General features: G+C 41.0%; 21 protein-coding genes. 20 read left to right on the forward strand and 1 reads right to left on the reverse strand.

What is annotated here, in order from left to right; translation table 11 throughout:
• Positions 1 to 886 precede the first annotated feature (886 nt).
• The 14 genes from AB4128_RS04095 to AB4128_RS04160 all read left to right on the forward strand — a co-directional run bounded on the left by AB4128_RS04095 (position 887) and on the right by AB4128_RS04160 (position 14,078).
• Positions 887 to 1,342 carry a hypothetical protein gene (locus AB4128_RS04095; RefSeq protein WP_055024974.1) on the forward strand — a complete coding sequence of 152 codons (456 nt, stop codon included), beginning with the start codon at positions 887 to 889 and terminating at the stop codon, positions 1,340 to 1,342.
• A 171-nt stretch (positions 1,343 to 1,513) separates the two neighbouring features.
• Positions 1,514 to 1,972 (forward strand): tRNA (adenosine(37)-N6)-threonylcarbamoyltransferase complex ATPase subunit type 1 TsaE, encoded by a 459-nt coding sequence (tsaE, locus tag AB4128_RS04100; protein WP_192021586.1) that lies wholly within the window; start codon positions 1,514 to 1,516, stop codon positions 1,970 to 1,972.
• A gap of 16 nt (positions 1,973 to 1,988) precedes the next feature.
• On the forward strand, positions 1,989 to 3,296 hold the full coding sequence (locus tag AB4128_RS04105) for an N-acetylmuramoyl-L-alanine amidase (RefSeq protein WP_055024964.1): 1,308 nt from the start codon (positions 1,989 to 1,991) through the stop codon (positions 3,294 to 3,296).
• 1 nt (position 3,297) lies between these two features.
• A complete protein-coding gene (gene mutL, locus AB4128_RS04110; RefSeq protein ID WP_372036983.1) occupies positions 3,298 to 5,241 on the forward strand; it encodes a DNA mismatch repair endonuclease MutL in 1,944 nt (647 codons plus the stop codon).
• The gene (gene miaA, locus AB4128_RS04115) at positions 5,228 to 6,154 is read left to right on the forward strand and encodes a tRNA (adenosine(37)-N6)-dimethylallyltransferase MiaA (protein WP_082420008.1); all 927 of its coding nucleotides are present in this window, start codon (positions 5,228 to 5,230) and stop codon (positions 6,152 to 6,154) included. Before mutL ends, miaA begins: the two co-directional genes overlap by 14 nt.
• An 88-nt stretch (positions 6,155 to 6,242) precedes the next feature.
• Positions 6,243 to 6,512 (forward strand): RNA chaperone Hfq, encoded by a 270-nt coding sequence (gene hfq, locus AB4128_RS04120; RefSeq protein ID WP_055024962.1) that lies wholly within the window; start codon positions 6,243 to 6,245, stop codon positions 6,510 to 6,512.
• Positions 6,513 to 6,531: 19 nt separating this feature from the next.
• Complete coding sequence (gene hflX, locus AB4128_RS04125) at positions 6,532 to 7,851, forward strand: ribosome rescue GTPase HflX (protein WP_080916805.1); 1,320 nt, start codon at positions 6,532 to 6,534, stop codon at positions 7,849 to 7,851.
• Positions 7,852 to 7,884: 33 nt separating this feature from the next.
• Entirely contained in the window at positions 7,885 to 9,042 is a 1,158-nt protein-coding gene (gene hflK / locus AB4128_RS04130) for an FtsH protease activity modulator HflK (RefSeq protein WP_055024960.1), read from the forward strand.
• Positions 9,043 to 9,045: 3 nt separating this feature from the next.
• Positions 9,046 to 9,936 (forward strand): protease modulator HflC, encoded by an 891-nt coding sequence (hflC, locus tag AB4128_RS04135; protein ID WP_055024959.1) that lies wholly within the window; start codon positions 9,046 to 9,048, stop codon positions 9,934 to 9,936.
• Positions 9,937 to 10,332: 396 nt separating this feature from the next.
• A complete protein-coding gene (gene petA, locus AB4128_RS04140) occupies positions 10,333 to 10,923 on the forward strand; it encodes a ubiquinol-cytochrome c reductase iron-sulfur subunit (RefSeq protein WP_055024958.1) in 591 nt (196 codons plus the stop codon).
• Positions 10,923 to 12,137, forward strand: a complete 1,215-nt coding sequence (locus AB4128_RS04145; protein ID WP_055024957.1) for a cytochrome bc complex cytochrome b subunit — start codon at positions 10,923 to 10,925, stop codon at positions 12,135 to 12,137. Before petA ends, AB4128_RS04145 begins: the two co-directional genes overlap by 1 nt.
• Positions 12,137 to 12,880: a cytochrome c1 gene (locus tag AB4128_RS04150; RefSeq protein WP_055024956.1), complete on the forward strand. Its 744-nt coding sequence runs from the start codon at positions 12,137 to 12,139 to the stop codon at positions 12,878 to 12,880. Before AB4128_RS04145 ends, AB4128_RS04150 begins: the two co-directional genes overlap by 1 nt.
• Positions 12,881 to 12,975: 95 nt before the next feature.
• A complete protein-coding gene (gene sspA / locus AB4128_RS04155; RefSeq protein WP_055024955.1) occupies positions 12,976 to 13,605 on the forward strand; it encodes a stringent starvation protein SspA in 630 nt (209 codons plus the stop codon).
• On the forward strand, positions 13,605 to 14,078 hold the full coding sequence (locus tag AB4128_RS04160) for a ClpXP protease specificity-enhancing factor (protein WP_055024954.1): 474 nt from the start codon (positions 13,605 to 13,607) through the stop codon (positions 14,076 to 14,078). The genes sspA and AB4128_RS04160 overlap by 1 nt, the downstream gene beginning before the upstream one ends.
• 136 nt (positions 14,079 to 14,214) lie before the next feature.
• On the opposite strand, the gene AB4128_RS04165 is transcribed toward AB4128_RS04160, so the two are convergent.
• A complete protein-coding gene (locus AB4128_RS04165; protein ID WP_372036987.1) occupies positions 14,215 to 15,477 on the reverse strand; it encodes a hypothetical protein in 1,263 nt (420 codons plus the stop codon).
• A gap of 181 nt (positions 15,478 to 15,658) precedes the next feature.
• On the opposite strand from AB4128_RS04165, the gene AB4128_RS04170 reads away from it, so the two are divergent.
• From AB4128_RS04170 to astD, 6 genes are all read left to right on the forward strand, one after another.
• Positions 15,659 to 16,231 (forward strand): aminodeoxychorismate/anthranilate synthase component II, encoded by a 573-nt coding sequence (locus AB4128_RS04170; RefSeq protein ID WP_192023083.1) that lies wholly within the window; start codon positions 15,659 to 15,661, stop codon positions 16,229 to 16,231.
• 142 nt (positions 16,232 to 16,373) lie between these two features.
• Positions 16,374 to 18,857, forward strand: a complete 2,484-nt coding sequence (locus tag AB4128_RS04175; protein ID WP_192021583.1) for a prolyl oligopeptidase family serine peptidase — start codon at positions 16,374 to 16,376, stop codon at positions 18,855 to 18,857.
• Between the two features lie 144 nt (positions 18,858 to 19,001).
• The gene (locus AB4128_RS04180) at positions 19,002 to 20,144 is read left to right on the forward strand and encodes an HDOD domain-containing protein (RefSeq protein WP_055024950.1); all 1,143 of its coding nucleotides are present in this window, start codon (positions 19,002 to 19,004) and stop codon (positions 20,142 to 20,144) included.
• A 337-nt stretch (positions 20,145 to 20,481) separates the two neighbouring features.
• Complete coding sequence (locus tag AB4128_RS04185) at positions 20,482 to 21,699, forward strand: aspartate aminotransferase family protein (RefSeq protein ID WP_055024949.1); 1,218 nt, start codon at positions 20,482 to 20,484, stop codon at positions 21,697 to 21,699.
• Positions 21,700 to 21,808: 109 nt separating this feature from the next.
• Entirely contained in the window at positions 21,809 to 22,828 is a 1,020-nt protein-coding gene (gene astA, locus AB4128_RS04190; RefSeq protein WP_055024948.1) for an arginine N-succinyltransferase, read from the forward strand.
• An 11-nt stretch (positions 22,829 to 22,839) separates the two neighbouring features.
• Positions 22,840 to 24,300 carry a succinylglutamate-semialdehyde dehydrogenase gene (gene astD, locus AB4128_RS04195; protein WP_080916796.1) on the forward strand — a complete coding sequence of 487 codons (1,461 nt, stop codon included), beginning with the start codon at positions 22,840 to 22,842 and terminating at the stop codon, positions 24,298 to 24,300.
• Positions 24,301 to 24,306: the final 6 nt, after the last annotated feature.

A 24,306-nucleotide genomic window follows, 5' to 3' on the forward strand; every position in this document is an offset into this window, starting at 1 on the left:
ACCTGATATGTCGCTCCAAACTTTCCCCATCTGTATACTCAAAGCAATCTATTCCAAGCAATATATTCTAGGTAAAATTTCCAAGCACAATGTCCAAATAAAAATAGCTCAGTTGCGCTTTAGCGTAGAGATACTTTTTTGTTGCCAAGGTATAGGTCATCAGTTCGAATCACTTTTTTGAACATATTAGGTCGCTCCAAACTTCCCCCATATGTATATTTCAAGCAATTTATTCCAGTAAAGTTTCCAAGCACAATGTCCAAATAAAAATAGCTCAGTTGCGCTTTTAGCGTGGTGATTCCTTCTTGTTGCCAAGGTATAGGTCATCAGTTCGAACCACTCTTTTTGAAAACATTAAGTCGCTCCAAACTTCCCCCATCTGTGTATTTCAAGCTATCTATTCCAAGCTATCTATTCTAGGTAAAGCTTCCAAGTAAAATGTCCAAATAAAAATAGCTCAGTTGCGCTTTTAGCATAGTGATACCTTCTTGTTGCCAAGGTATAAGTCATCAGTTCGAACGACTCTTTTTGAACATATTAGGTCGCACTAAAACTTCCCTTCGTAAAAATTCCAGTGCTTATCTCCAAACAAAAATGAATTAATGCTTTAACCTGTAAAGTGATCGCTATTTGATTGATGCAACATCAAGCCTTTTTTAGACGTAAATAGCGCATTTATGCCACCTGTTTGGTCACCTGTTTGATAGTGCCTCATATTTAGCAGAGTCACTTTGTTTATTTGTATTGTCTAATTTACCTGTCTTTTATATGTAAAATATGAGCTTGCTCAAGTATTCCTTTTTTATTTTCAACCATAATAAATACAAGCTTTTACAAATTAATTCTAAAAACTGCTGACAGAGCAGTTATGAGTGGAGTGTTTATTATGCGTATCCAACAACTAAGTGAGTTGCTTGATTTTATAGCTAAATCACGCTTAGACATGAAACAGCTTTATGGCCAATTGCATCGTAATGCAGACTCGACTCGAGTGAAAATGATGTTGGAATATCTTCAGCAGCACCAACAGCATGTTCATGATAGTATTGAAAATTATATCGATGAAGCGCCAAGCCGCATGTTAGATACATGGTATAAAGATATTACATTCGAAGACTTCAAAAAACGTTGTAACGAATCATTACTACCAGCAAATATGACTGAAGATGATGTGTTGGAGCTTCATTTAGATCTTGAAAACCGTCTAATCGCATTATTGGAAAAAACGGCAAATAGCACTGCCGTAACCGAAATTAAAGAAGCATTACTTGATTTGGTTAGAGTTGAGCAAACTCAGCAAAAAAGATTAGTGCATAGTGCTTTGCGAATGGATGATATCTAACAGTTATTTTTCCCATTTCGATTTTATGTTAATATTTTTAAATAGAGCCAGCTAGCAAGCTGGCTTTACTATTTTCAGCGGTTTACATTGCGTCAATTAATCACGGAGTGCATTATTCTGATTAAGATGACATTTTTATATGATTAATCCCCCAAGTGCTGGTAAGTTAACATGACTTCGATAAAAAAAAATCTCCCAGATGAACAAGCAACAATTGAACTAGGTTATGAGTTATCACTGTGGGTGAGTGCACCACTGGTTATCTATTTAACTGGAGATTTAGGCGCGGGTAAAACGACCTTAAGCCGTGGTTTGATTCAAAGCTTGGGGCACAAGGGCAATGTTAAAAGCCCTACTTATACACTTGTTGAACCGTATGAGTTAAAAGGGATGGATATTTTTCATTTTGACTTGTATCGATTGCTTGACCCTGAAGAATTAGAGTTCATGGGGATTCGAGATTACTTTACAGAAAAAAGCCTGAGTCTTATTGAGTGGCCAGATAGAGGCCATGGTTTGTTACCTGATGCAGATATTAGTATTCATTTGAGTTATCAAGGTGAACAGAGACAGGTTGAGTTAAACGGGTTGACACCTGCTGGGCAGCAAGTTGTCGCTAAATTAAAATAATAATGATTTGAGAAAAATGACGCGATTTTTTAGTTTTGTATTGCTATTTGGCTTCTCGTTAATTGTAGAAGCAGCGAATAAATTAGATAGTATTAGAGTGTGGGATGCACCAGACTCTACTCGAGTGGTATTGGATTTATCCCAAGCACCTGATTACAGTTATTTTTCATTGTCTAATCCTCAGCGCTTAGTGATTGATTTAAAGCAAGCCTCTACCAAGGTTAAGTTTGATGATATTGCTAAAAACAGCAAATTGATTAATAAAGTCCGTTTAAGTAAGCCTCCTAAAGCTGGTACATTACGCTTAGTCCTCGAATTGGCATCTCCTGTTAAAGCTAATTTGTTTTCGCTGACGCCAACTGCGCCATATGGAAATCGCTTGGTTGTTGATCTCGATAACTCAGCCAATAAACCCGCTGCTAAAAAACAGGTAGTTCAAACCAGTAAGCGTTCAAAAGATGTGATTGTCGCAATTGATGCGGGTCACGGTGGTGAAGACCCTGGCTCAATAGGCCCTAAAGGGACTTATGAGAAAAAGGTCGTTTTAGCCATTTCTAAACGGCTTGCACGCAAAATTAATGAAACACCGGGCATGAAAGCGGTGATGACTCGCAGTGGCGATTACTTTGTTAACTTAAATCAGCGCTCAGAACTTGCGCGAAATAGCCGTGCAGACTTATTACTATCTATTCATGCAGATGCATTCACTTCACCTCAACCTAAGGGCGCCTCTGTGTGGGTTCTGTCTAAGCGACGAGCCAATACTGAAATCGGTCGGGTATTTGAGGATAAAGAAAAACATTCAGAATTATTAGGCGGTGTAGGCGATATTATTCAAAACACTGACAGTGAGCAGTATTTGGTTATGACATTGATTGATATGTCCATGGATCATTCTATGGCTGAAAGTCACAGTATTGCGACCGATATTCTTGCTGGGTTAGGTAAGGTCACAAAGCTGCATAAAAATAAGCCTGAGTCGGCCAGTTTCGCAGTATTAAAGTCGACAGATATTCCTTCAATTTTGATTGAAACGGGCTTTATTTCAAACCCTAAAGAAGAGCGTTTATTGCTTGATGGAAACCATCAACAAAAATTAGCCAACGCTATTCACAAAGGTGTGGTTAACTATTTTGAGGCTAATCCCCCTTCAGGCACCATGTTTGCTAAGCAAAGCAATGTTAAACATACCGTCAGAAGTGGCGAGTCACTTTCAGTGATTGCCCAGCGTTATAAAGTCAGTGTGGCGAGTATCAAAAAAAGTAATAACTTAAAGTCCGATGTATTAAGAATTGGCCAAAAGCTGGTTATTCCGAGGGCGTAAAATGGCTATTCAAATTCTTCCTCCACAACTTGCCAACCAAATTGCAGCAGGTGAAGTGGTTGAAAGACCTGCATCAGTTGTTAAAGAGTTGGTAGAAAACAGCTTAGATGCAGGTGCAACCCGTGTTGATATCGAAATCGATAAAGGTGGCAGTAAACTCATTCGAATTCGCGATAATGGTAAAGGTATTGCCAAGGCGGAGCTTGCGTTGGCGCTTTCTCGCCACGCTACCTCAAAAGTACATTCTCTTGATGATCTAGAAGCTATTTTAAGTTTTGGGTTTCGTGGTGAGGCATTAGCCAGTATTAGCTCTGTTGCTAGACTCAGCCTAACATCTAAGCCTGCAGATCAAACCGAAGCTTGGCAAGCCAATGCGGCTGGCTCGCAAATGGATGTCAAAATTACTCCTGCAGCTCATCCAATTGGTACAACAATTGATGTCGTCGATTTATTTTTTAATACGCCAGCCAGACGGCGTTTTTTAAAGAGTGATAAAACTGAGTTTACTCATATCGATGAATGGCTGAAGCGGATTGCCATTGCGAGAACCGATGTACATTTTACCTTAACTCATAATGGTAAACTAATACGTCAATATCGCCCTGCGAATACTGAAATACAGTATAAACAACGGTTAGGACAAATTTGTGGTCGCAGTTTTGCTGAGCATGCCTTGCACTTGGCTTGTGAACATGACGGTTTGAGCTTAAGCGGATATTTACAAGCGCCAAGTGATACACAGGTGACCGATAGCTTTTATTTTTATGTGAATGGCCGATTGGTACGTGATCGCTTAGTAAATCATGCAGTCAAACAAGCTTTTGGACGTTTTGATATTCAGCATCAACCTGGTTATGTATTGATGCTTGAGATTGATCCTCATCAAGTCGATGTGAATGTGCATCCTGCAAAACATGAGGTGAGATTTCATCAAAGTCGGTTGGTTCATGACTTTATCTTACAAGCTTTACAATCTGTGCTGCAGCAAATTACAGAATTACAATTGTCACCTGAAAGCAATGATCGAAATAACGATAATCGCAATCATAGTAGCGACACCGTTTATACTCATGTTGCTGGTACTCATTCATCACCGGTCAATCAAGAATTGTCATCAAAGCCTGTTCAGCAACACACAGGTTCTCAGGCAAGTTCGTATTTGTCTGAAATAGAGCAGCAACAATCAACTGTTCAGCATCAACCTCGAGAGCAAAGTCGAAGTCAATATGGCAGTGTCTCAGTACCAGCTCAAGGCTATCAAAATAGTGGCGGGCAATATGGCGGTGGTGGTTCAAAAGCAGTCGATTCAGCGGAGATAACCCCAACAGCAATTGCTAACTATGGTCAATTACTGCAAACAGAACATGAAAATAGCTCATTAACACAAATTAATGAAGTTAATATTTCAGCGGTTTCTACCATGCCTCAGCTACTTGATGGCCGTTATTGGGTCATGGTAAAAGAACAGCAATTATTATTAATCGATATAGTCCAAGTTTCTGTTATTGTTGCTAAAAATGAAATATTCAAAAAGTTGAAAACCGGGTTGGTAGGGCAACCTTTACTCATGCCTGTGTCAATTCAAGCTGATGTAGATTGGAAAGAGTTACTTGTTGGGCGAGATATCTTACTAAGAAAACTGGGTTTAACCCTTTCAATTCGCTACCAACAGTTGATAATTAAGAATGTGCCCCCATATCTAAGAGATAGCCAGTTAGCCGTATTAATCCCAGAATTACTTCAATGGATTAAAGCTGATACGCCTACCGACGAAGCGTTAGCGTTATGGATTGCTCAGCATCAAAAGTCAGCTTTTCTTTCTGCATCGCAATTATGGCAACAGTATTGTCAGTTAAGTGATGAACAACAAGCTGCGTTATTATCAACAGCACAATCTTTACCGTGGCAAACTTGGCTAGAAGAGAATAAAAGTGAACCAAGCTAAACAACCCAAAGTATTGTTTTTAATGGGGCCAACAGCCTCAGGCAAAACCGCTTTAGCCATAGAGATGGCGCAGCACCATAACTGTGAAATTATCTCAGTTGATTCTGCGTTGATTTATCGGCAGATGGATATTGGTTCTGCAAAACCTGATGCCGATGAACTTGCATTAGCACCACATCGTCTTATCGACATTTTAGACCCGAGTGAGTCCTATTCGGCTGCCGACTTTAGACGTGATGCACTGCACGAGATTGAACAGATCATTGCCCGTGGTAAAACCCCATTATTGGTGGGCGGAACAATGATGTACTTTAAAGCACTACTTGAAGGTTTATCTCCTTTACCTGCTGCTGATGAAGCGATTAGAGCACAAATCTTAGCCGAGGCCGAAACCCACGGTTGGGATTTATTACATCAACAGTTATGTGATATTGACCCTGTGGCTGGTGAGCGTATTCACCCTAATGATCCACAACGATTATCTCGTGCTTTAGAGGTTTACAGAATAACAGGTAAAACCATGACTGAGTTGAGTGCAACTAAGTCACCAGCTTTACCTTATGATGTAGTGCAATTCGCTATTGCACCACTTGATAGAAAAGTATTACATGAATTAATCGCAAAACGATTTAAACTAATGATGCAACAAGGGTTTATTGAAGAAGTTCAGCGATTAAAAGAGCGAGGCGATTTACATTTAGACATGCCATCCATGCGCTGTGTCGGATATCGACAATGCTGGCAATATTTAGATGGTGAATTTGATCGTGATACTTTGGTAGAAAAAGCCACTGCTGCCACTAGGCAATTGGCGAAACGTCAATTAACATGGTTGAGAAGCTGGCCAGATTTACATTGGCTCGAAAGTGGTGCCAAAGGAAATTTAGTTACACTTATACAACATTCAGGCTAGATTAATCGCTGCTGCTGTATAATACTCAAACTAAACAATAAAACATTATTCAAAAAATTTGTTTTGAAAATAAAAAAAGGAAATTGAAATGGCTAAGGGGCAATCTTTACAAGACCCATTTTTGAACGCTTTGCGTCGTGAACGTGTACCAGTCTCAATCTACTTAGTGAATGGTATTAAGTTGCAAGGACAAGTTGAGTCATTCGACCAATTCGTTATTTTGCTAAAAAATACAGTGAGCCAAATGGTTTACAAGCACGCTATTTCAACTGTTGTACCAGCTCGTCCATTCAATGTGGCGACTCAAGGTACTCAAGCTGGTTATACTCAGCACGATGAAGCGCCTGCATCAGAATAATATTTAAGGAGTTTGCTACTTGTTTGATCGCTATGAAGCGGGTGAAACCGCGGTGCTTGTTCACATTGACTTTTCTGATGACGACCGCAGAGAAGACATAACCGAGTTACAATTATTAGTCGAATCAGCAGGTGCACGCTCTGTTGGTGTTATTACCGGAAGTCGACGTTCACCGGATCGAAAGTTTTTTGTTGGTACAGGTAAAGTTGAAGAGCTAGCTGCCATGGTAGCTGCTACTGAAGCGAATGTAGTGATTTTTAATCATGCTTTAAGCCCTGCACAAGAAAGAAATTTAGAACAAATATGTGAATGCCGCGTATTAGACCGGACAGCACTGATTTTAGATATTTTTGCTCAACGAGCGAGAACACACGAAGGTAAGTTGCAAGTGGAGCTAGCGCAATTGCGCCACATGTCGACACGCCTTATTCGTGGTTGGACTCACTTAGAGAGACAAAAAGGTGGTATCGGTATGAGGGGGCCGGGTGAAACCCAGCTCGAAACTGATAGACGTTTACTTCGTGGACGCATCAAGAGTATCAACCGTCGCCTTGAAAAAGTAGACAAACAGCGTGAACAAAGCCGTCGTTCTCGTAAACGCAGTGATTTATCCACTGTGTCATTGGTAGGGTATACCAATGCTGGGAAATCGACTTTGTTTAATGCGCTGACAACTTCTGAAGTTTATGCAGCAGATCAATTGTTCGCAACACTTGATCCGACTCTGCGTAAACTCGACCTGCCTGACGGTGCCGTTATCTTAGCGGATACTGTTGGGTTTATTCGTCATTTACCTCATGACTTAGTCGCAGCTTTTAAAGCCACACTGCAAGAAACTCGACAAGCTGACTTGTTATTGCATGTTGTTGATTGTGCTGATGAGAATATGACGGAAAATTTTGATCAAGTTCAAAATGTACTTGAAGAAATTGAAGCAGATACTATTCCACAGTTGGTGGTTTGTAATAAAATCGACTTACTGGAAGACTTCGTGCCTCGCATCGACTATGACGATGAGGGGATGCCTGAACGAGTTTGGGTATCTGCCCAAAAACAAATTGGATTTGAATTGCTGCTGCAGGCTGTCAACGAGCATATCGGTGAAGTCATTGTAGAGCATACATTGAAAATACCAGCTACGGCTGGGCATTATCTTGGTCAGTTTTATCGACTGGACGCGATACAGCAGAAAGAGTACGACGATCTGGGGAACTGTATTTTGTCTGTTCGTTTATCGGATGCCAATTGGCGTCGATTAACAAAACAGAGTCAAGGCGAATTAGAAACGTTTATATTTGAGACTTCACAAGAAGACTCTGATGTAAGCGTTACTTGCTAATAACATTTATTTCATCCACTTATGGAGTGCTAAATGGCTTGGAATGAGCCCGGTAACAAGGGAAAAGATAAAGACCCTTGGGGAAACAAAAACGGTAACGACAAAGGCCCACCAGATCTAGACGAAGTATTTCGTAATCTTTCTAAACGCTTTGGCGGTGGGAAAGGTGGTTCAGGTGGATCGTCAAGTCCTTCATTTAACTCAACCAGCATTATTGTTGTTTTAGTTATTGGTTTATTAGTGTGGGGCGCTTCAGGTTTTTACACCATTAAAGAAGCTGAACGTGGGGTCACCTTACGTTTCGGTCAGCATTCTGGCGAAGTTGGGCCAGGTTTACATTGGAAAGCCACGTTTATTGACGAAGTTTTCCCTGTAAATATTAAAGCTGTTCGTTCGATCCCTGCTTCTGGCAGCATGTTAACGTCTGATGAAAACTTAGTAAAAGTTGAACTAGACGTACAGTATCGTGTTGACGATGCATACTTGTATCTATTCAGTGCTGTAGACGCTAATGCAAGTTTAAGTGAAGCTACGGACAGTGCATTGCGTTATGTCATCGGTCATAACACTATGGATGACATCTTGACAACGGGTCGTGATGCAATTCGTCGTGATACTTGGGCTGAACTTGAGCGTATTCTTGAGCCGTACCAACTTGGTTTATCGATTCAAGATGTCAACTTCTTACCTGCACGTCCACCTGAAGAAGTGAAAGACGCATTTGATGATGCTATTTCTGCGCAAGAGGATGAGCAACGTTTCATTCGTGAAGCAGAAGCTTATGCACGTGAAATTGAGCCTAAAGCTCGTGGTCAAGTTGAGCGTATGGCACAGCAAGCAAGTGCTTACAAACAACGTGAAGTGCTAGAAGCTGAAGGTAAAGTTGCTCGATTTGAACAGTTGCTACCTGAATATCAAATGGCTCCAGAAGTGACTCGTAAGCGTCTATACCTAGATGCAATGCAAGAAGTCATGGCTGACACCAACAAGGTACTTATTGATACCAAGAACAATGGTAACTTGATGTATTTACCGTTAGATAAAATGATGGATAACCAAACTAAACGTACTGCGGTTGAGCCTGTTGTTGAAACACACGTTAACACACCGTCAAATAACTCGTTTAATTCATCGATGCCGCTTGATGGCCGTCCAACTCGCGAAGCTCGTTCTCGCCAAGGGAGGGACTAACTCATGGGTAGATTAGGACTTATAATACTCGTTATTATTCTTGGTATTGGTTTTTCATCTGTGATGATTGTGAACGAAGGCGAACGTGCCATTGTTTCTCGATTTGGTGAAATTCTAAAAGATAATGTCGACGGTAATTCGGTAACTCGTGTACTTAAGCCAGGACTTCACTTTAAAATCCCTGCGATTGATAAAGTTAAGTATCTTGATGCGCGTATCCAAACCTTAGATGGCGCTGCAGACCGTTTTGTGACTTCTGAAAAGAAAGATCTGATGGTTGATTCATACGTTAAATGGCGTATTAGTGACTTTGAAACTTTCTACCTATCTACTGGTGGCGGAAATAAAGTGACTGCAGAAGATCTACTTCAACGTAAAATCAACAATGATTTACGTACAGAGTTCGGTCGTCGCACCATTAAAGAAATTGTTTCTGGTAAACGTGATGAACTGCAAAATGATGCATTAGAGAATGCATCAGAAAGCTCTCGTGATCTAGGTATTGAAGTAGTTGATGTGCGAGTTAAGCAAATTAACTTACCAGCAAACGTCAGTAGCAGTATCTTCCAGCGTATGCGTGCCGAGCGACAAGCTGTTGCTAAAGAGCATCGTGCACAAGGTAAAGAGCAATCTGAAATTATTCGCGCCACAATTGATGCTGATGTAACTGTTAAAGTTGCAGAAGCTGAACGTAAAGCGTTAACCATTCGAGGTGAAGGTGATGCACTTTCTGCTAAAATTTATGCAGATGCATTCAATAAAGATCCTGAATTTTATGGTTTTTTACGTAGCCTTGAAGCTTACAAAGAAAGTTTCGCAGGTAACAGTGACGTAATGGTATTAGAACCTGATAGCGATTTCTTCAAATATATGAAATCGATTGACGGTAAATAAATACTGAAATCTGATAAAAAACCCGGTTTGTGCCGGGTTTTTTTATGTCTAGCGTTTTTCATTGAAAAAAATTGATTTTCTCTGCTTTAGTTAGCTTGATCAGTTATAACTAATTTAGATTGAAAGTATTTCATTAAAAATTATTCATTAACAATAACTTATAAAAATCACTCCTGCATTTAATGTCAAAAATGCGTTAAAAAGGCTGTGTGTTTTTTGTACGCCATAAAAAAAACATACAATTCCCGTAACTTAGTTGTGTGTTTTACTATGATCTGGTTCTAATTTTTCGCTATAATGAGCCCCGCCTCAAAGTATAGATTTAGCGATTAGTGATTCTAATGTTGCTAAGTTATTAAAATATAAGAATTCCAACACCCTCTGGGAGATAAGTGGATGAGCAATGCGCCAGTCGATACCGGACGCCGCAGATTCCTGACAGCCGCAACCGCCGTAGTAGGCGGAGCTGGTGCCGTCGCTGTAGCGGTGCCTTTTATCAAGTCATGGAATCCGAGCGCTAAAGCGAAAGCTGCAGGTGCACCGGTTGAAGTAAATATTAGTAAAGTAGAGCCAGGCCAGTTAATTCGTGTTGAATGGCGTGGTAAACCTGTTTGGGTTGTGCGTCGTACTGATGCCATTTTAAGTGAATTGCCTAAATTAGATGGGCAATTACGTGATCCTGCTTCTGAAGAATTACAACAGCCTGAATATGCAGCAAACCCTGCACGTTCAATTAAGCCTGAGTTCTTCATTGCTGTAGGTATCTGTACTCACTTAGGTTGTTCGCCAACTTACTTGCCTGATTCTTTTGGCGAGCAAGTCGAAGGTGTTACGGCTGGTTTCTTCTGTCCATGTCATGGTTCTAAGTTTGATATGGCTGGCCGAGTATTCCAGGGTGTTCCAGCACCATTAAACCTTGTCGTTCCTCCGCATCAATATGTTGATGATGGCACGGTACTTATCGGTGTAGATACGGGAGCTGCGTAATGGTTAAGAATATTGTTGATTGGATTGATGCTCGCATCCCAATGACGGCGACGTATAACCGTCACGTTGGTCAATATCCAACACCAAAGAACTTCAACTTTTGGTATTTCTTTGGTTCATTAGCATTGCTTGTTTTAGTTAACCAGTTGCTTACTGGTATTTGGTTAACAATGAATTATGTACCAACTGCAGAAGGTGCGTTTGCTTCTGTTGAATACATCATGCGTGATGTTGAGTACGGCTGGTTATTACGTTACATGCACTCCACAGGAGCTTCTGCTTTCTTTGTGGTGGTTTATCTTCATATGTTCCGTGGCTTAATCTACGGTTCTTACCAAAAGCCAAGAGAGCTACTTTGGTTATTTGGTATGTTGATTTTCCTCGTGTTAATGGCTGAAGCCTTTATGGGTTACTTGCTACCTTGGGGACAAATGTCTTACTGGGGCGCGCAGGTAATTATCTCATTGTTTGGTGCTATTCCATTTATTGGTGATGACCTGACATTGTGGATCCGTGGTGATTATGTCGTTTCAGGTGCAACACTAAACCGTTTCTTTGCATTGCATGTTATTGCACTGCCTTTAGTGTTAGTTGTATTAGTTTTCCTTCACTTAATTGCTTTACATGAAGTGGGTTCAAACAACCCAGATGGTGTTGAAGTTAAGAAGAATAAAGATGAAAACGGATGGCCAGTTGATGCTATTCCTTTCCACCCTTATTACACAGTGAAAGATATCATGGGTGTGGCCGGTTTCTTAATCGTGTTCTGCTATGTGTTGTTCTTTATGCCTGAAGGTGGCGGTTACTTCCTTGAAAAGCCAAACTTTGAAGCGGCTAACCCAATGAAGACCCCTGAACATATTGCTCCGGTTTGGTACTTCACACCGTTTTACGCAATTTTACGTGCGATTCCAGACAAGCTATTAGGCGTTGTCGGTATGGGTCTTGCGATTGCGGTACTGTTTGTACTTCCTTGGTTAGATCGCTGTAAAGTTAAATCTATCCGTTACCGTGGCTTAATACACAAGATTAATATCGCACAGTTTACCGTGTCTTTCTTAATCCTGGGTTACTTAGGTGCTGTACCAGCAACACCAACGTTAACAATTGCAGCTCGTATCTTTACACTTACTTATTTTGGTTTCTTCGTGGCACTGTGGGTTTACAGTAAAAATGAGAAAACAAAACCGGTTCCTACGAGGGTGACACACTAATGAAAAAGTTATTAATTGCATTAGTTGCATTGTTACCAACGCTAGCAATAGCGGCAGGTGGCAACAATGAATTTGTTAAGAGTCCAGAGCAGGCAATAAACCTTCATGACAATGAGTCGCTAGAACGTGGTCTTAATTTGTTCCAGCAATATTGTAGTGGCTGTCACAGTACTCAATATCAACGTTATGGACGAGTCGCTGAAGATCTAGGTATTTCTGTAGATGATATGCGTGAAAAGTATATGTTTACGGATGCTAAAATTGGTGAGTTGATGGAAAATGCAATTCCACCTGAAGATGCTGCAAAGTGGTTCGGTGCTGCCGCTCCTGATTTAACTCTGGTTGCTCGTGTACGTGGACAGGATTGGGTTTACTCATACCTAAAAGGTTTTTATAAAGATGAAAGCCGTCCATTTGGCGTAAACAATACCGTATTCCCACTTGTGGGTATGCCGCATGTATTGGAAGATTTACAAGGCATTTCAACACCTATCTACAAAACAGTAGAAGAAAATGGTGTAGAAGTACAAAAGCTAGTTGGTCTTGAACCTGCAACTGGCGGTAAATTAAATGCCGAAGAGTATGATCAAGCTGTGCGTGATATTACTGGTTTCCTTGCATATTCTGCAGATCCAGTGAAGCTTGAACGTGAAGCTTTAGGTTGGTGGGTACTCGGATTCTTGTTTATTTTCTTCATCATTGCTTACTTGTTGAAGAAAGAATACTGGAAAGATGTGCACTAGACACGAATAACGGGTAAAATACATTATTCGCATACTTTAAACGAGGGGCTTAGCCCCTCGTTTGTTTTGTTTTTTCCGTTTTCTGGAGGGTAACAATGGCTGTAGCTGCCAACAAACGCTCTATCATGACACTGTTTTCGGGTGCCGATGATTTATATAGCCACCAAGTACGTATCGTCTTGGCTGAAAAAGGTGTAACTGTTGATGTTTTGCAGGTAGAACCGAGTGAGAAGCCTCAAGAGTTACTTGATGTTAATCCATACAACTCAGTACCAACTCTAGTTGATCGTGAATTAGTTTTGTATGAATCTCGCATTATTATGGAATATTTAGATGAGCGTTTCCCTCATCCACCATTAATGCCTGTTTACCCTGTTGCACGTGGTCAAAGTCGCTTAATGATGCACCGTATTGATACAGACTGGTATGTACTAGTTGATCGTATCCGTAAAGGTGATAAAGCTGATGCTGCGCGTAAAGAGTTAACTGATAGCTTAGTCGCATTAGCACCAGTATTTGCTGAAATGCCATACTTCATGAGTGAAGAGTTTGGTTTAGCTGACTGTTACTTAGGCCCGCTATTATGGCGTTTACCTGAGTTAGGTATCAATTTAGATGTTCGCACATCTAAGGATATCCATGCTTATATGACGCGTATATTTGAGCGTGAGTCATTTAAAGCATCGTTAACTGAGGTTGAGCGCGAAATGCGCATGGGTATGTAATGAAAGCGATTACGCCTAACCGTCCATATTTGTTGCGGGCTTATTATGAGTGGTTGATGGACAACCACTTTACCCCACATGTTGTTGTGGATGCATTTGTACCGGGGACTCAGGTACCACAAGAGTTTGTTAAGGACGGTCAAATTGTTCTTAATATCGCAGGTGGTGCAGTAGGAAACCTACAAATGACCAATGAATTCGTGGAATTTAATGCACGTTTTGGTGGTGTACCTCAGCAAGTTGTTTTACCTATGGCGTCTATCGTTGCTATTTATGCTCGAGAAAATGGCGCAGGCACTGTATTTGATATGGAAGATGCTTACATGGCAGAAGATGAATCTTTAGATTCAACGCCTCCGCCACGTTCTTTCTCTGCAGTTGAAACAACAGAAAAAACTGAAACAACAGAAGAAAAACCTGCTGTTACAGCTGAAAAACCAAAAGGGCGAGCTCACTTAACGGTTGTTAAGTAATAGCATCTAACATATCAGTGTTTGCTATTTATTGCCCATGAGTTCATAAAAAAACCAGTCCCTAGAGACTGGTTTTTTTGTTATTGGACTTCATCATTTTTATTAGACTTAATCGTTTTGATTATTTGTGCTTAATCTACAAGTAATTATTGGCCAACCTTGTGAGCTTATAGGCCGTTTTCAAGCTGATATTTTCCAAGTTATCATTATCTGTCTCAAGCTGAAAGCGGCTAACAATGGCTAAGTAAGCCGTTAACTTGTCTGTATCTTGGTCGAGCGCTAACTGGGTAACAGGTTTGACTAAGGGCTGATAAGGATGCCTAGCATGCATGGTTTGCTTAATACCAAGTGGATCCCATTCAGTACAAAGGCTAATCGCTACCTTTTCATGTAAACGAATTAATGCTGCTTCATCTAATTGTGGCGTATCTAACGTAGAAACAATTGCGTCTAGCAAGTTTTCTGTGCCCTCTGCTATGCATTCTTCCGCACTCGGTTGGTCGATAAAACAAAACTCTCCAAGACTCATTTGAGCGTCCTGTGCAGATTCAACATCAAGGGATTTTTTACGACCTTGGTGCCAAGCAAAACTCACTAGAGGATAGTCTTGTTTTGCGGGGTTGTAATTAATACAAACCAGTTGCTCATTGATAATATCGGGGTAGGTGTCTTGGGGATAATGACCAATGACAACAGGGACCTTGAGTGCTGAGTGAGGGTGCAGCTCGGTTAGTGTCATGGTTGGGTAATCAAGACAGGTTGCAATGAGCTTATTTAATGGATGCTGAGAGTCAAAGGCGGCAGGCCAAAACTGTTGCGATAAACTGTTTGGCTGAGCATCATTTGATGCTACACCAGTGAGGTACGCATTAAGGCTTTTAATCACTTTATCATCCCAACAGGCATGGATTGCGCGTATGTGCCCAAAGTCCATGTATATTGGTAATGCCATAAACCAATCTACCCATTCAAATAACAGCGCTTGCGAGTGTTGTAATTCTTGATTGAATAATGGCGCACTAGAGGCTTCAAGGTAGGGATTATCAGTAATTGGGTGATGTTTACTCCAACCTATAACTTCATATTCGTGTTGCCCAAGTAAACAATAAGCATGGCCTTTATCGACCAATAATTTGACCATTTTTAACAGTGCTAAATGTTCAATCTCAGGCTGAGAGTCTGTTGACGCCGAATCACAATGATTCGAGTTTGCGTTGTGAGTGTGCTTTGCTAATAAATTCCCACAAAATACTAACTTCACAAATTGTATACTGGACTCGGGATCGTCAATATCGAAATCTATCTCAGTGAGTAACTCAGTTAATTTATCCAGACGCCCATAGACATCGCCAATAAAGTATAAGCTGACATTGCCGATTTCTTGTATGTGGGTTTGCATGTAATTTTAGTCCAAACAGGTAACGCATTTATTAAAAAGATTATAACCTAGCTACTCATCGTTACAGCCATTAAATTCTTAGTTGAGGCTAAAAGCTTAAGTGGAGAAAAAAGCTATGCTATTATCCGCCAATTCTTAAACGACTCATGTTTTATATGGCGCTTAATTGCCGGGACTCTCGATGCTGTTGATGATTGATAACTATGACTCATTTACCTTTAATCTGGTGCAATATTTCCAGCAGTTAGGTTATGACATCATCGTGAAAAGAAATGATGAAGTCACGATTAGTGACATTGAGGCAATTAACCCGAGCCATTTAATCATTTCACCAGGCCCTTGTTCTCCCAATGAATCAGGTATTTCGCTCGCTGCAATTGAATATTTCGCAGGAAAGCTGCCGATATTGGGTGTGTGCTTAGGTCATCAAGCTATAGCTCAGGTATTTGGAGCTAAAGTCATCAAAGCGGCCAGAGTAATGCATGGTAAAACAAGTGCTATTACGCATAGTGAAACAGGTTTATTTACTAAACTAAATCAACCCTTAACAGTAACTCGATATCACTCTTTGCTCGTTGAATCGTTACCGGAAAGCTTTGAATTAGATGCTTGGTATGATGATCCGGTCCATGGTCGAGAAATTATGGGTATGAGTCATAAAACGCTGCCGATTTACGGAGTTCAATTTCATCCTGAAGCGATTCTGACTGAGCAAGGTCATGAACTGCTGGATAACTTTCTTACGCTAAGCTAACTTCTGTTACAACTTTACTGAAAAATCCCCACAAATATTGTCATTATTTGTGATATAAAAGGCGAATAATAAAAGTACTTACCAAATGATTTAACGTTTAGGTGAGAATATTTCAGCCATCTTTGATGACAAGGGATTTAATATGACCAGGCTTCTGCGTAATGCGGCGCTGAGTGCATTATCAATTGCAATTATTTCAGGTTGCAGTGCTACAGCAAACAACAGTGACTCTTCTACAGTAACAAATCAATCAGCCAGTGCTTCAGTTCCATTAGCGATGCCACCACAAGCTGACAAGCCACTCACATTAAATCAAATTATGGCCAATCCTGATTGGATGGGTTTATTGGCTAAAAACGCTTATTGGGCAGACGATAGTCAATCAGTGTACTTCAATCGTCAGCAACACCAATCACCTATTGCTGATGTATATCAACAGGGTGTTAATGATGAGCAGGCTCAGTTACTTGGCTTAAATCAATTGCATCTTGCTGATCAAAAGCACGGTGTGCTTAACGCTGATAAATCAAAAAAAGCCTACCTTTATCAAGGCAACATTTTTGTAAAATCACTCGCTAATGGCGAAGTGAAACAATTAACTCGTCAGAACAACGCCATTAACTCAGTTCAGTTTTTAACAGATGGTGCACTTGCATATATGCAAGGCAATAGCGTGTTTAAATTACACCTTAATTCCGGTATGACTGAACAATTAGCTGATATTCAAATGGCTAAAGCACCAAAAGGTGTGGTTGATCCTGATACTTATATAGCAAAGCAGCAACATAGATTAATTGAGTATGTGGCTTTACAGCATTCAAAAAATAAAACCCGTGCGGAGTATGCTGAAGAACTTGCTGCAATAGATCCCACTTTTGCTGCTAAGACTTGGTACTTAGGTGACAACGAAAAAGTTAATCAGATGAGTTTGTCTGCAGATGGTCGCTACCTAGTGGTGTCATTATCTGATAAAAATTATAGCTGGCGTGCTGATCATGACATTATGCCTAACTATCTTGGCAAAGATGGTTATGTAGATGCCGTACCTGCGCGAGCACGTGTTGCTGAAGATAGTTACCCTGGTGAGCGTTTAGTTATTCTAGACCTTGTTGAGCATGCTAAAAAAGATGTCACAATCGAAGGCTTAACTGGTTTTGATGAAGATGTATTGGCATCGGTAAAATCAGAAAACGCAAAGGCAAAGGGTGAGACGTATAAAAGTAAGCCTGCGCCTCGAACTGTTCAGTTAATGCAAGATTGGGGTTGGGATCAAACTGCAATTCAATGGCACGATACTGACAATAAACTGCTCGTCATGATGGAAGCGGTTGATAACAAAGATCGTTGGATCGCCAGTGTTGATTTAAGCAATGGCAAGTTAACCACAGAGCATCGTTTACATGATGATGCATGGATAAACTATACCTTCAACCAGTTTGGTTGGGTAACAGGTACAAATAGTTTCTATTACTTATCTGAAGAAACGGGATACTCTCAGCTTTATGTTAAGTCTGAGGGCAAAACCACACGCTTAACGCAAGGTGATTATGTGGTTGATCAAGTCACATTGTCTCCTGATGCGACGCACTTATATTACCGTGCAAATAAAGAACATCCAGGAACATATAATGTGTACCGAGTTGAGTTAGCTTCAGGAAATACTGAGCAGTTAACACAGCATACAGGTACATTAGACTATGAGCTGAGCCCTAATGGTCAATCATTATTATTAACTGCGTCAACAGCGATTAAGCCCAACGAATTGTTTATCCAACCAATCGGTGGTGAAGCAAAGCAGTTGACCAATTACACCAGCAACGCATTTAGTCATTATGCATGGCAAGCGCCTAAAGTGGTTAAAGTACCATCGAGTCACGGTGCTAAAGACATTTATGCGCGAGTCTATGTGCCGCAAGGTTACGATGCTAATAATGCATCGAAATATCCTGCCGTTATTTTTAACCATGGTGCTGGCTATTTACAAAATGCCCACAATGGATTTTCTGGTTACTTCCGTGAGTTCATGTTCCATAACTTGCTGACTCAGCAAGGTTATGTCGTGATGGATATGGATTATCGTGGTTCAAAAGGCTACGGCAGAGATTGGCGTACAGCCGTTTATCGTAATATGGGACACCCAGAAGTCGAAGACTTAAAAGATGGTGTGAACTGGATGGCTAAAAATGCCAATGTTGACGCTGCTAAAGTTGGCACATATGGCGGATCGTACGGTGGCTTCTTGACCTTTATGGCGTTGTTTAATGAACCTGAGTTATTCCAAGCGGGCGCGGCTTTACGCCCTGTAACTGATTGGGCTCATTATAATGCTCCTTATACTTCTAATATTTTAAATACGCCTGATGTGGATCCGATTGCTTACGAACGAAGCTCACCGATAGAGCACGCTCAAGGATTAGAGAAGCCATTATTAATTATGAGTGGTGTGTTGGATGATAATGTCTTCTTCCAAGACAGTGTACGTCTAGTACAGCGTTTAATTGAGCTGGAAAAGCCGATGTTTGAAACGGCTATTTACCCTGTAGAACCACATGGGTTTAGACAGCCATCAAGTTGGTTGGACGAATATCGTCGTATATACAAATTGTTCGAGCAAGAGCTTAAATAATAGTTCAACTTAATTGATTAGCAAGGCTCCCTAATGGGAGCCTTTTTTATTAGTAAGACAGCTTTAATCGCTCAATTGTTACAAAATGAGGCCGATATCATTTATCATCACTCATAATTCGAAAAATCAGAAGGTTTAAGCACAGTGGCAGTGTCGGTAGCGGGCGGAGTAAGGCCCGGTAAAGTAATTGAAGTGGAACGTCGATTATATAAACAACTGATCGTTGGGAAAGAAAAACTAACCCAGCAGTTTGATGATCGTGATAAACAATTAGAAGATGATGCTAATAAGTTGGAAGTTGAGCGCCAAGCCATTAAAGCCCGCATGGAAGAACAAGCTAAAGCTCAGCAGATACTGGCACGGATTTCCCAACAATTGTCTAAAACTGTCAATAATTCGCTTGAGCATCAGATTAACTCACCACAACAAATGCTTGAACAATCAGGCATTGAAGAGTCTCAAGTGTTGTTATTGGACTTATTGCTGAATAAAGACCCTGATTTACGCCGCATACGTCCACTCGTGGAGAATATATCTTGGCTATATACTGACTTAGTTAACTTAATTAATAGTCCAGCCTCAAGCCACAGACGACCACAACGCTCTGAAGTTAAAGTCACTGATATAAAATTGGTATTGAACTACATTGGCATTGAAAACCTACAAGCTGTGATCCCATACTTTTGCCTGCGCAATTGGTTACCAAGTGGCAATGCTAATCTTATTTGGATTACGCGGAAATTATGGCGCTACAGCATGATGAGTGCGATTGCTGCTAAGGCTTTAGCTGTGCTACATGGAAAAAATGTAGCATTGGTTTACAGTGCTTCTTTGATGAAGCAGCTCGGTAGTGCGACGATTCTTAACTCCGCCGCGAGACAATTTGAGACGACATGGGGAACTTGGCTTAGGGAAACCAGTGCTAAAGGCGATAAGACGCTTTATGATGCTGTAATGGCCTCTGAATTCCCGTCAATGGATGTATTTGAGAAAGTGATGTCATATGGTGAGCAGCTTAATTGGCAAATACTGGATTTATTAGAGTTTGAAAATAGTAAATTAACAAAACTACTTAAAGAGCTCGATTTTAATTACCACTTTAGTGAGTTCTCGGCAGAGAGCGCAATTGTTGCAAAGGCCAGCTGTTATGCCAAAGTGCTTTTATTGGAGGAGTCTCGCCTAATTGATCCTCAAGAAAAGCGTATTATGTTCGATTATTATGAGTTTACCGAGCAAGAACTCATCAGACTGAAAGCGCAAAACTACCGCAAACTGGATCTTGTTTAATCGGCCTTATTTCGTATAAAGACTTGCTATTCGCCTGTGTATTTATTCATTTATGGTGAATAGCTAAGTAATTTTCATTCAAATAACTTTTTTTATGACTATTTATGCTCAAATTAAGCAGTATAAACACTTTGTATGCGCCTTTTTGTCATTCTTTATGCATTAATCATTTCGGTAATGAATAGTTAACAGCTAAAAACTGGTATTTTGATCACATTTTAGCTAATAATGTCCTTCAAGTAATACAAGCAACCGCTACAACACTAAACCAAAACCAATATAGATAGCGGACTAGAGTGATGTTTAGTCACTTATAAACCTAAAGGAACGAAAAGCAATGAGCGTTGAAATGAACTTAACACGTGCCCAATTTGATCAAGTTATGGTGCCTAATTATGCGCCTGCAGCTGTAATCCCAGTTCGCGGTGAAGGTAGCCGAGTTTGGGACCAAGAAGGTAATGAGTTTATTGATTTTGCTGGTGGTATTGCAGTGAACTGTTTAGGTCATTGTCACCCAGCATTGGTTGGCGCCCTCAAAGAACAAGGTGAAAAACTGTGGCACCTATCTAACGTAATGACGAATGAGCCTGCACTTGAACTAGCGACTAAGCTTGTCAATGCAACATTCGCAGAACGTGTTTATTTTGCTAACTCTGGTGCAGAAGCAAACGAAGCAGCCCTAAAATTGGCTCGTCGTTACGCACTTGAAAATCACGGTCCACAAAAAGATCAAATCATTGCATTTGATAAAGCTTTCCATGGCCGTACTTTCTTCACTGTGACCGTGGGTGGGCAAGCAGCTTACTCTGATGGCTTTGGCCCTAAGCCACAAAGCGTTACGCACGTACCATTTAATGACATCGCCGCATTAGAAGCGGTTATCTCAGATAACACATGTGCCATTATGCTTGAGCCATTACAAGGCGAGGGCGGGATCATCAATGGTGACCCAGAATTCTTAAAAGCAGTTCGTGCTCTAGCTGATAAGCATGATGCTTTAGTTATTTTCGATGAAGTACAAACTGGTGTAGGTCGTACAGGTGAGTTATTTGCTTACATGGGGACTGATATCGTACCTGACATTTTAACCAGTGCTAAAGCATTAGGTGGTGGTTTCCCAATTGCAGCAATGCTAACCACTGCAAAAATTGCAGCACATCTTAAAATTGGTACTCATGGTTCAACATACGGCGGTAACCCTTTAGCGTGTGCTATCGGTAATGCTGTCATGGACGTGGTTAACACACCTGAAGTATTAAATGGCGTTAAGCACCGTGAGCAATTGTTCCGTGACGGTTTAGCAGCAATTAACGCTAAATATAACGTATTCTCTGAAGTTCGTGGCCAAGGTATGTTACTTGGAGCCGTGTTAAACGAAGAGTATGCTGGTCGCAGTCGTGATTTCCTTGTTGCGTCTGTTGCTGAAGGTCTAATGAGCCTGATTGCAGGTGCTAACGTAGTGCGTTTTGCGCCGTCTCTTGTTATCCCTGAAGCTGATATTGCTGAAGGCTTAGCGCGTTTTGAACGTGCAGTAGCTAAAGTAGTAGCAGGTTAATCTATCTATTGGCGCAGCGTTAAGCTGCGCTTTTTAGTTTGGATTGCCAATGAAATGAAGTGAGTGTTGCTCATGTCATTTTTTATTTGGTTATTTCAAGGAGAGTTTGATGCTAATCATTCGACCAATTCGCGCCAGTGATTACGATGCTCTATACAAAGTAGCTGTTGAATCAGGCCACGGGTTTACCTCCCTACCTGTGAACGAAGAGCTATTAAGATCGAAAATCGCTCGTGCAGAAGCCTCTTTTGCCAAGCAAGTTGAAAAGCCTTTTGATGAAGGTTATTTGATGGTGCTTGAAGATCTTAAAACCAATGAAGTTGTCGGTACCTGTGGTATTGAAGCTGCCGTTGGAATGGAAGATGCGTTTTATCATTACCGCTTAGGTACTGAAGTGTACCATTCAAAGCAAATATCAGTGCGTAATGAAGTTGAAACACTCACCTTATGCCATGACTACACAGGCGCAGCAGAGTTATGTACGTTATTTCTCAATAAAGCTTACCGTCGTGGTTATAACGGTCGTATGCTATCTCGTTCGCGCTTTTTATTCCTTGCTCAACATGAGCAACGTTTTGGTAGCACAGTGATTGCTGAGATGCGTGGTGTAAGTGATGAGAAAGGCGACTCACCTTTTTATGAGTGGTTGCAAGACCATTTCTTAGGTATCGACTTTGTTGAAGCTGATTATTTATCAGGTTTGGGCAAAAAAGCCTTTATGGCTGAAATGATGCCAAGAAGCCCAATTCATGTGTGCTTATTACCTAAAAAAGCGCAAAAAGTGATTGGTGAAGTTCATCGTAATACTAAGCCCGCACTCAAACTACTGCAGGCTGAAGGGTTTAAATTTAGAAATTACGTCGATATTTTTGATGGCGGCCCGACAGTTGAATGTGCTTTATCTGATATCCGCTCTGTTCAACAAAGCCGTGAGCTGACCGTCAAAATTGGCAAAATGCCACATGCAGATCATCAATACATCGTCGCTAATACATTATTAGCGGATTATCGTGCGACTTCTGCACGAGTCTTAGTCTCTGATAAACATGACAATGTCACGCTTAGCCCTGAGTTGGCAGAAGCATTAAAAGTGGCAGCAGGCGATAATATTCGCGTACTAGAACTTTAGGACACAAACAAATGACACAATTTATTAAAGGCCAATGGTCTCATGGTGAAGGCCATGATGTGACTTCTGTAAACCCTGCAAATGGCGAGGTGATTTGGAGCGGTAAAACAGCGACAGCGGCCCAAGTTAATACAGCAATCGATGCTGCAAGAGCCGCACAGTTTGATTGGTTCATGTTAGGTTATGATGCTCGCTTAGCGATTGTTGAAGCGTATCGAAGTGAACTTGAAGCGCACAAAGCTGAATTGGCTGAAGTGATTGCTCAAGAGACAGGTAAGCCGCAGTGGGAAACAGCAACTGAAGTCGGTGCAATGATTGGTAAAATTGGTTTGTCTGCTGCAGCCCATGATAAGCGTACAGGTACAGAAACCAATGATATTCCGGCAGGGCGTGCTGTTCTTCGTCATAAGCCACATGGAGTTGTTGCTGTATTTGGTCCTTATAACTTCCCAGGCCATTTACCTAATGGTCATATCGTTCCTGCATTGCTTGCAGGTAATACCGTGGTATTTAAGCCTTCAGAGTTAACGCCAAAAGTGGCTGAAGAAATGCTTAAATTATGGGAAAAAGCAGGTTTACCACAAGGTGTGATTAATCTTGTTCAAGGTGAGCTTGAAACAGGTAAAGCATTAGCATCGCACCCTCAAATTGATGGTTTATTCTTTACAGGTAGTTCTCGTACTGGCCATTTATTGCATCAGCAATATGCAGGTCATCCAGGTAAAATTCTTGCTCTTGAAATGGGGGGGAATAACCCACTCATTATCAAGGATGTGAATGACACTAAAGCAGCCGTGCACGATATTATTCAATCTGCTTATATCTCATCAGGTCAGCGTTGTACCTGTGCCCGTCGTTTATACGTGCAAGAAGGTGCAGCGGGTGATGCATTGATTGAGCAGCTAATTAGCGCCATTAAGCAAATTAAAGTGGGTAGCTGGAATGCTCAACCACAACCATTTATGGGCTCAATGATTTCAGAAGGCGCAGCAAAAGGTATGGTTGCAGCCCAAGCGGAACTACAAGCCTTAGGTGGTCAGTCTTTAATTGAATTAACACATGTTGAATCTGGTACTGGTCTTGTTACACCTGGTCTGATTGATGTTACTGCCATTGCCGAACTGCCTGATGAAGAATATTTTGGCCCACTGTTACAGCTTGTAAGATACCAAGATTTTGACCAAGCGATTGATATGGCGAATAACACACGTTATGGCCTGTCTGCAGGTATTTTGGCTGACAGCCGTGAAGATTATGACTACTTCTTAGCACGTATTCGTGCCGGTATTGTTAACTGGAACAAGCAAATTACAGGTGCATCAGGATCGGCTCCATTCGGTGGCGTAGGTGCTTCTGGTAACCATAGAGCAAGCGCATTTTATGCTGCTGACTATTGTGCTTATCCTGTTGCTTCTGTTGAAGCTGACAGTGTGAGTTTACCTGCTAATTTAAGTCCAGGACTATCAATCTAGTATTGG

The organism is Shewanella sp. 10N.286.52.A9, from assembly GCF_041468985.1.
GTDB classification, from domain to species: domain Bacteria; phylum Pseudomonadota; class Gammaproteobacteria; order Enterobacterales; family Shewanellaceae; genus Shewanella; species Shewanella japonica.

Bases quoted from the DNA above. Each gene is read 5' to 3' on its own strand.
- petA (WP_055024958.1), top strand. From the start codon at position 10,333: ATGAGCAATGCGCCAGTCGATACCGGACGCCGCAGATTCCTGACAGCC.
- tsaE (WP_192021586.1), top strand. From the start codon at position 1,514: ATGACTTCGATAAAAAAAAATCTCCCAGATGAACAAGCAACAATTGAA.
- AB4128_RS04165 (WP_372036987.1), bottom strand. From the start codon at position 15,477: ATGCAAACCCACATACAAGAAATCGGCAATGTCAGCTTATACTTTATT.
- AB4128_RS04095 (WP_055024974.1), top strand. From the start codon at position 887: ATGCGTATCCAACAACTAAGTGAGTTGCTTGATTTTATAGCTAAATCA.
- astD (WP_080916796.1), top strand. From the start codon at position 22,840: ATGACACAATTTATTAAAGGCCAATGGTCTCATGGTGAAGGCCATGAT.
- sspA (WP_055024955.1), top strand. From the start codon at position 12,976: ATGGCTGTAGCTGCCAACAAACGCTCTATCATGACACTGTTTTCGGGT.
- AB4128_RS04150 (WP_055024956.1), top strand. From the start codon at position 12,137: ATGAAAAAGTTATTAATTGCATTAGTTGCATTGTTACCAACGCTAGCA.
- hflC (WP_055024959.1), top strand. From the start codon at position 9,046: ATGGGTAGATTAGGACTTATAATACTCGTTATTATTCTTGGTATTGGT.
- AB4128_RS04170 (WP_192023083.1), top strand. From the start codon at position 15,659: ATGCTGTTGATGATTGATAACTATGACTCATTTACCTTTAATCTGGTG.
- hflK (WP_055024960.1), top strand. From the start codon at position 7,885: ATGGCTTGGAATGAGCCCGGTAACAAGGGAAAAGATAAAGACCCTTGG.
- mutL (WP_372036983.1), top strand. From the start codon at position 3,298: ATGGCTATTCAAATTCTTCCTCCACAACTTGCCAACCAAATTGCAGCA.
- AB4128_RS04145 (WP_055024957.1), top strand. From the start codon at position 10,923: ATGGTTAAGAATATTGTTGATTGGATTGATGCTCGCATCCCAATGACG.
- hfq (WP_055024962.1), top strand. From the start codon at position 6,243: ATGGCTAAGGGGCAATCTTTACAAGACCCATTTTTGAACGCTTTGCGT.
- astA (WP_055024948.1), top strand. From the start codon at position 21,809: ATGCTAATCATTCGACCAATTCGCGCCAGTGATTACGATGCTCTATAC.
- AB4128_RS04105 (WP_055024964.1), top strand. From the start codon at position 1,989: ATGACGCGATTTTTTAGTTTTGTATTGCTATTTGGCTTCTCGTTAATT.
- AB4128_RS04160 (WP_055024954.1), top strand. From the start codon at position 13,605: ATGAAAGCGATTACGCCTAACCGTCCATATTTGTTGCGGGCTTATTAT.
- AB4128_RS04175 (WP_192021583.1), top strand. From the start codon at position 16,374: ATGACCAGGCTTCTGCGTAATGCGGCGCTGAGTGCATTATCAATTGCA.
- AB4128_RS04185 (WP_055024949.1), top strand. From the start codon at position 20,482: ATGAGCGTTGAAATGAACTTAACACGTGCCCAATTTGATCAAGTTATG.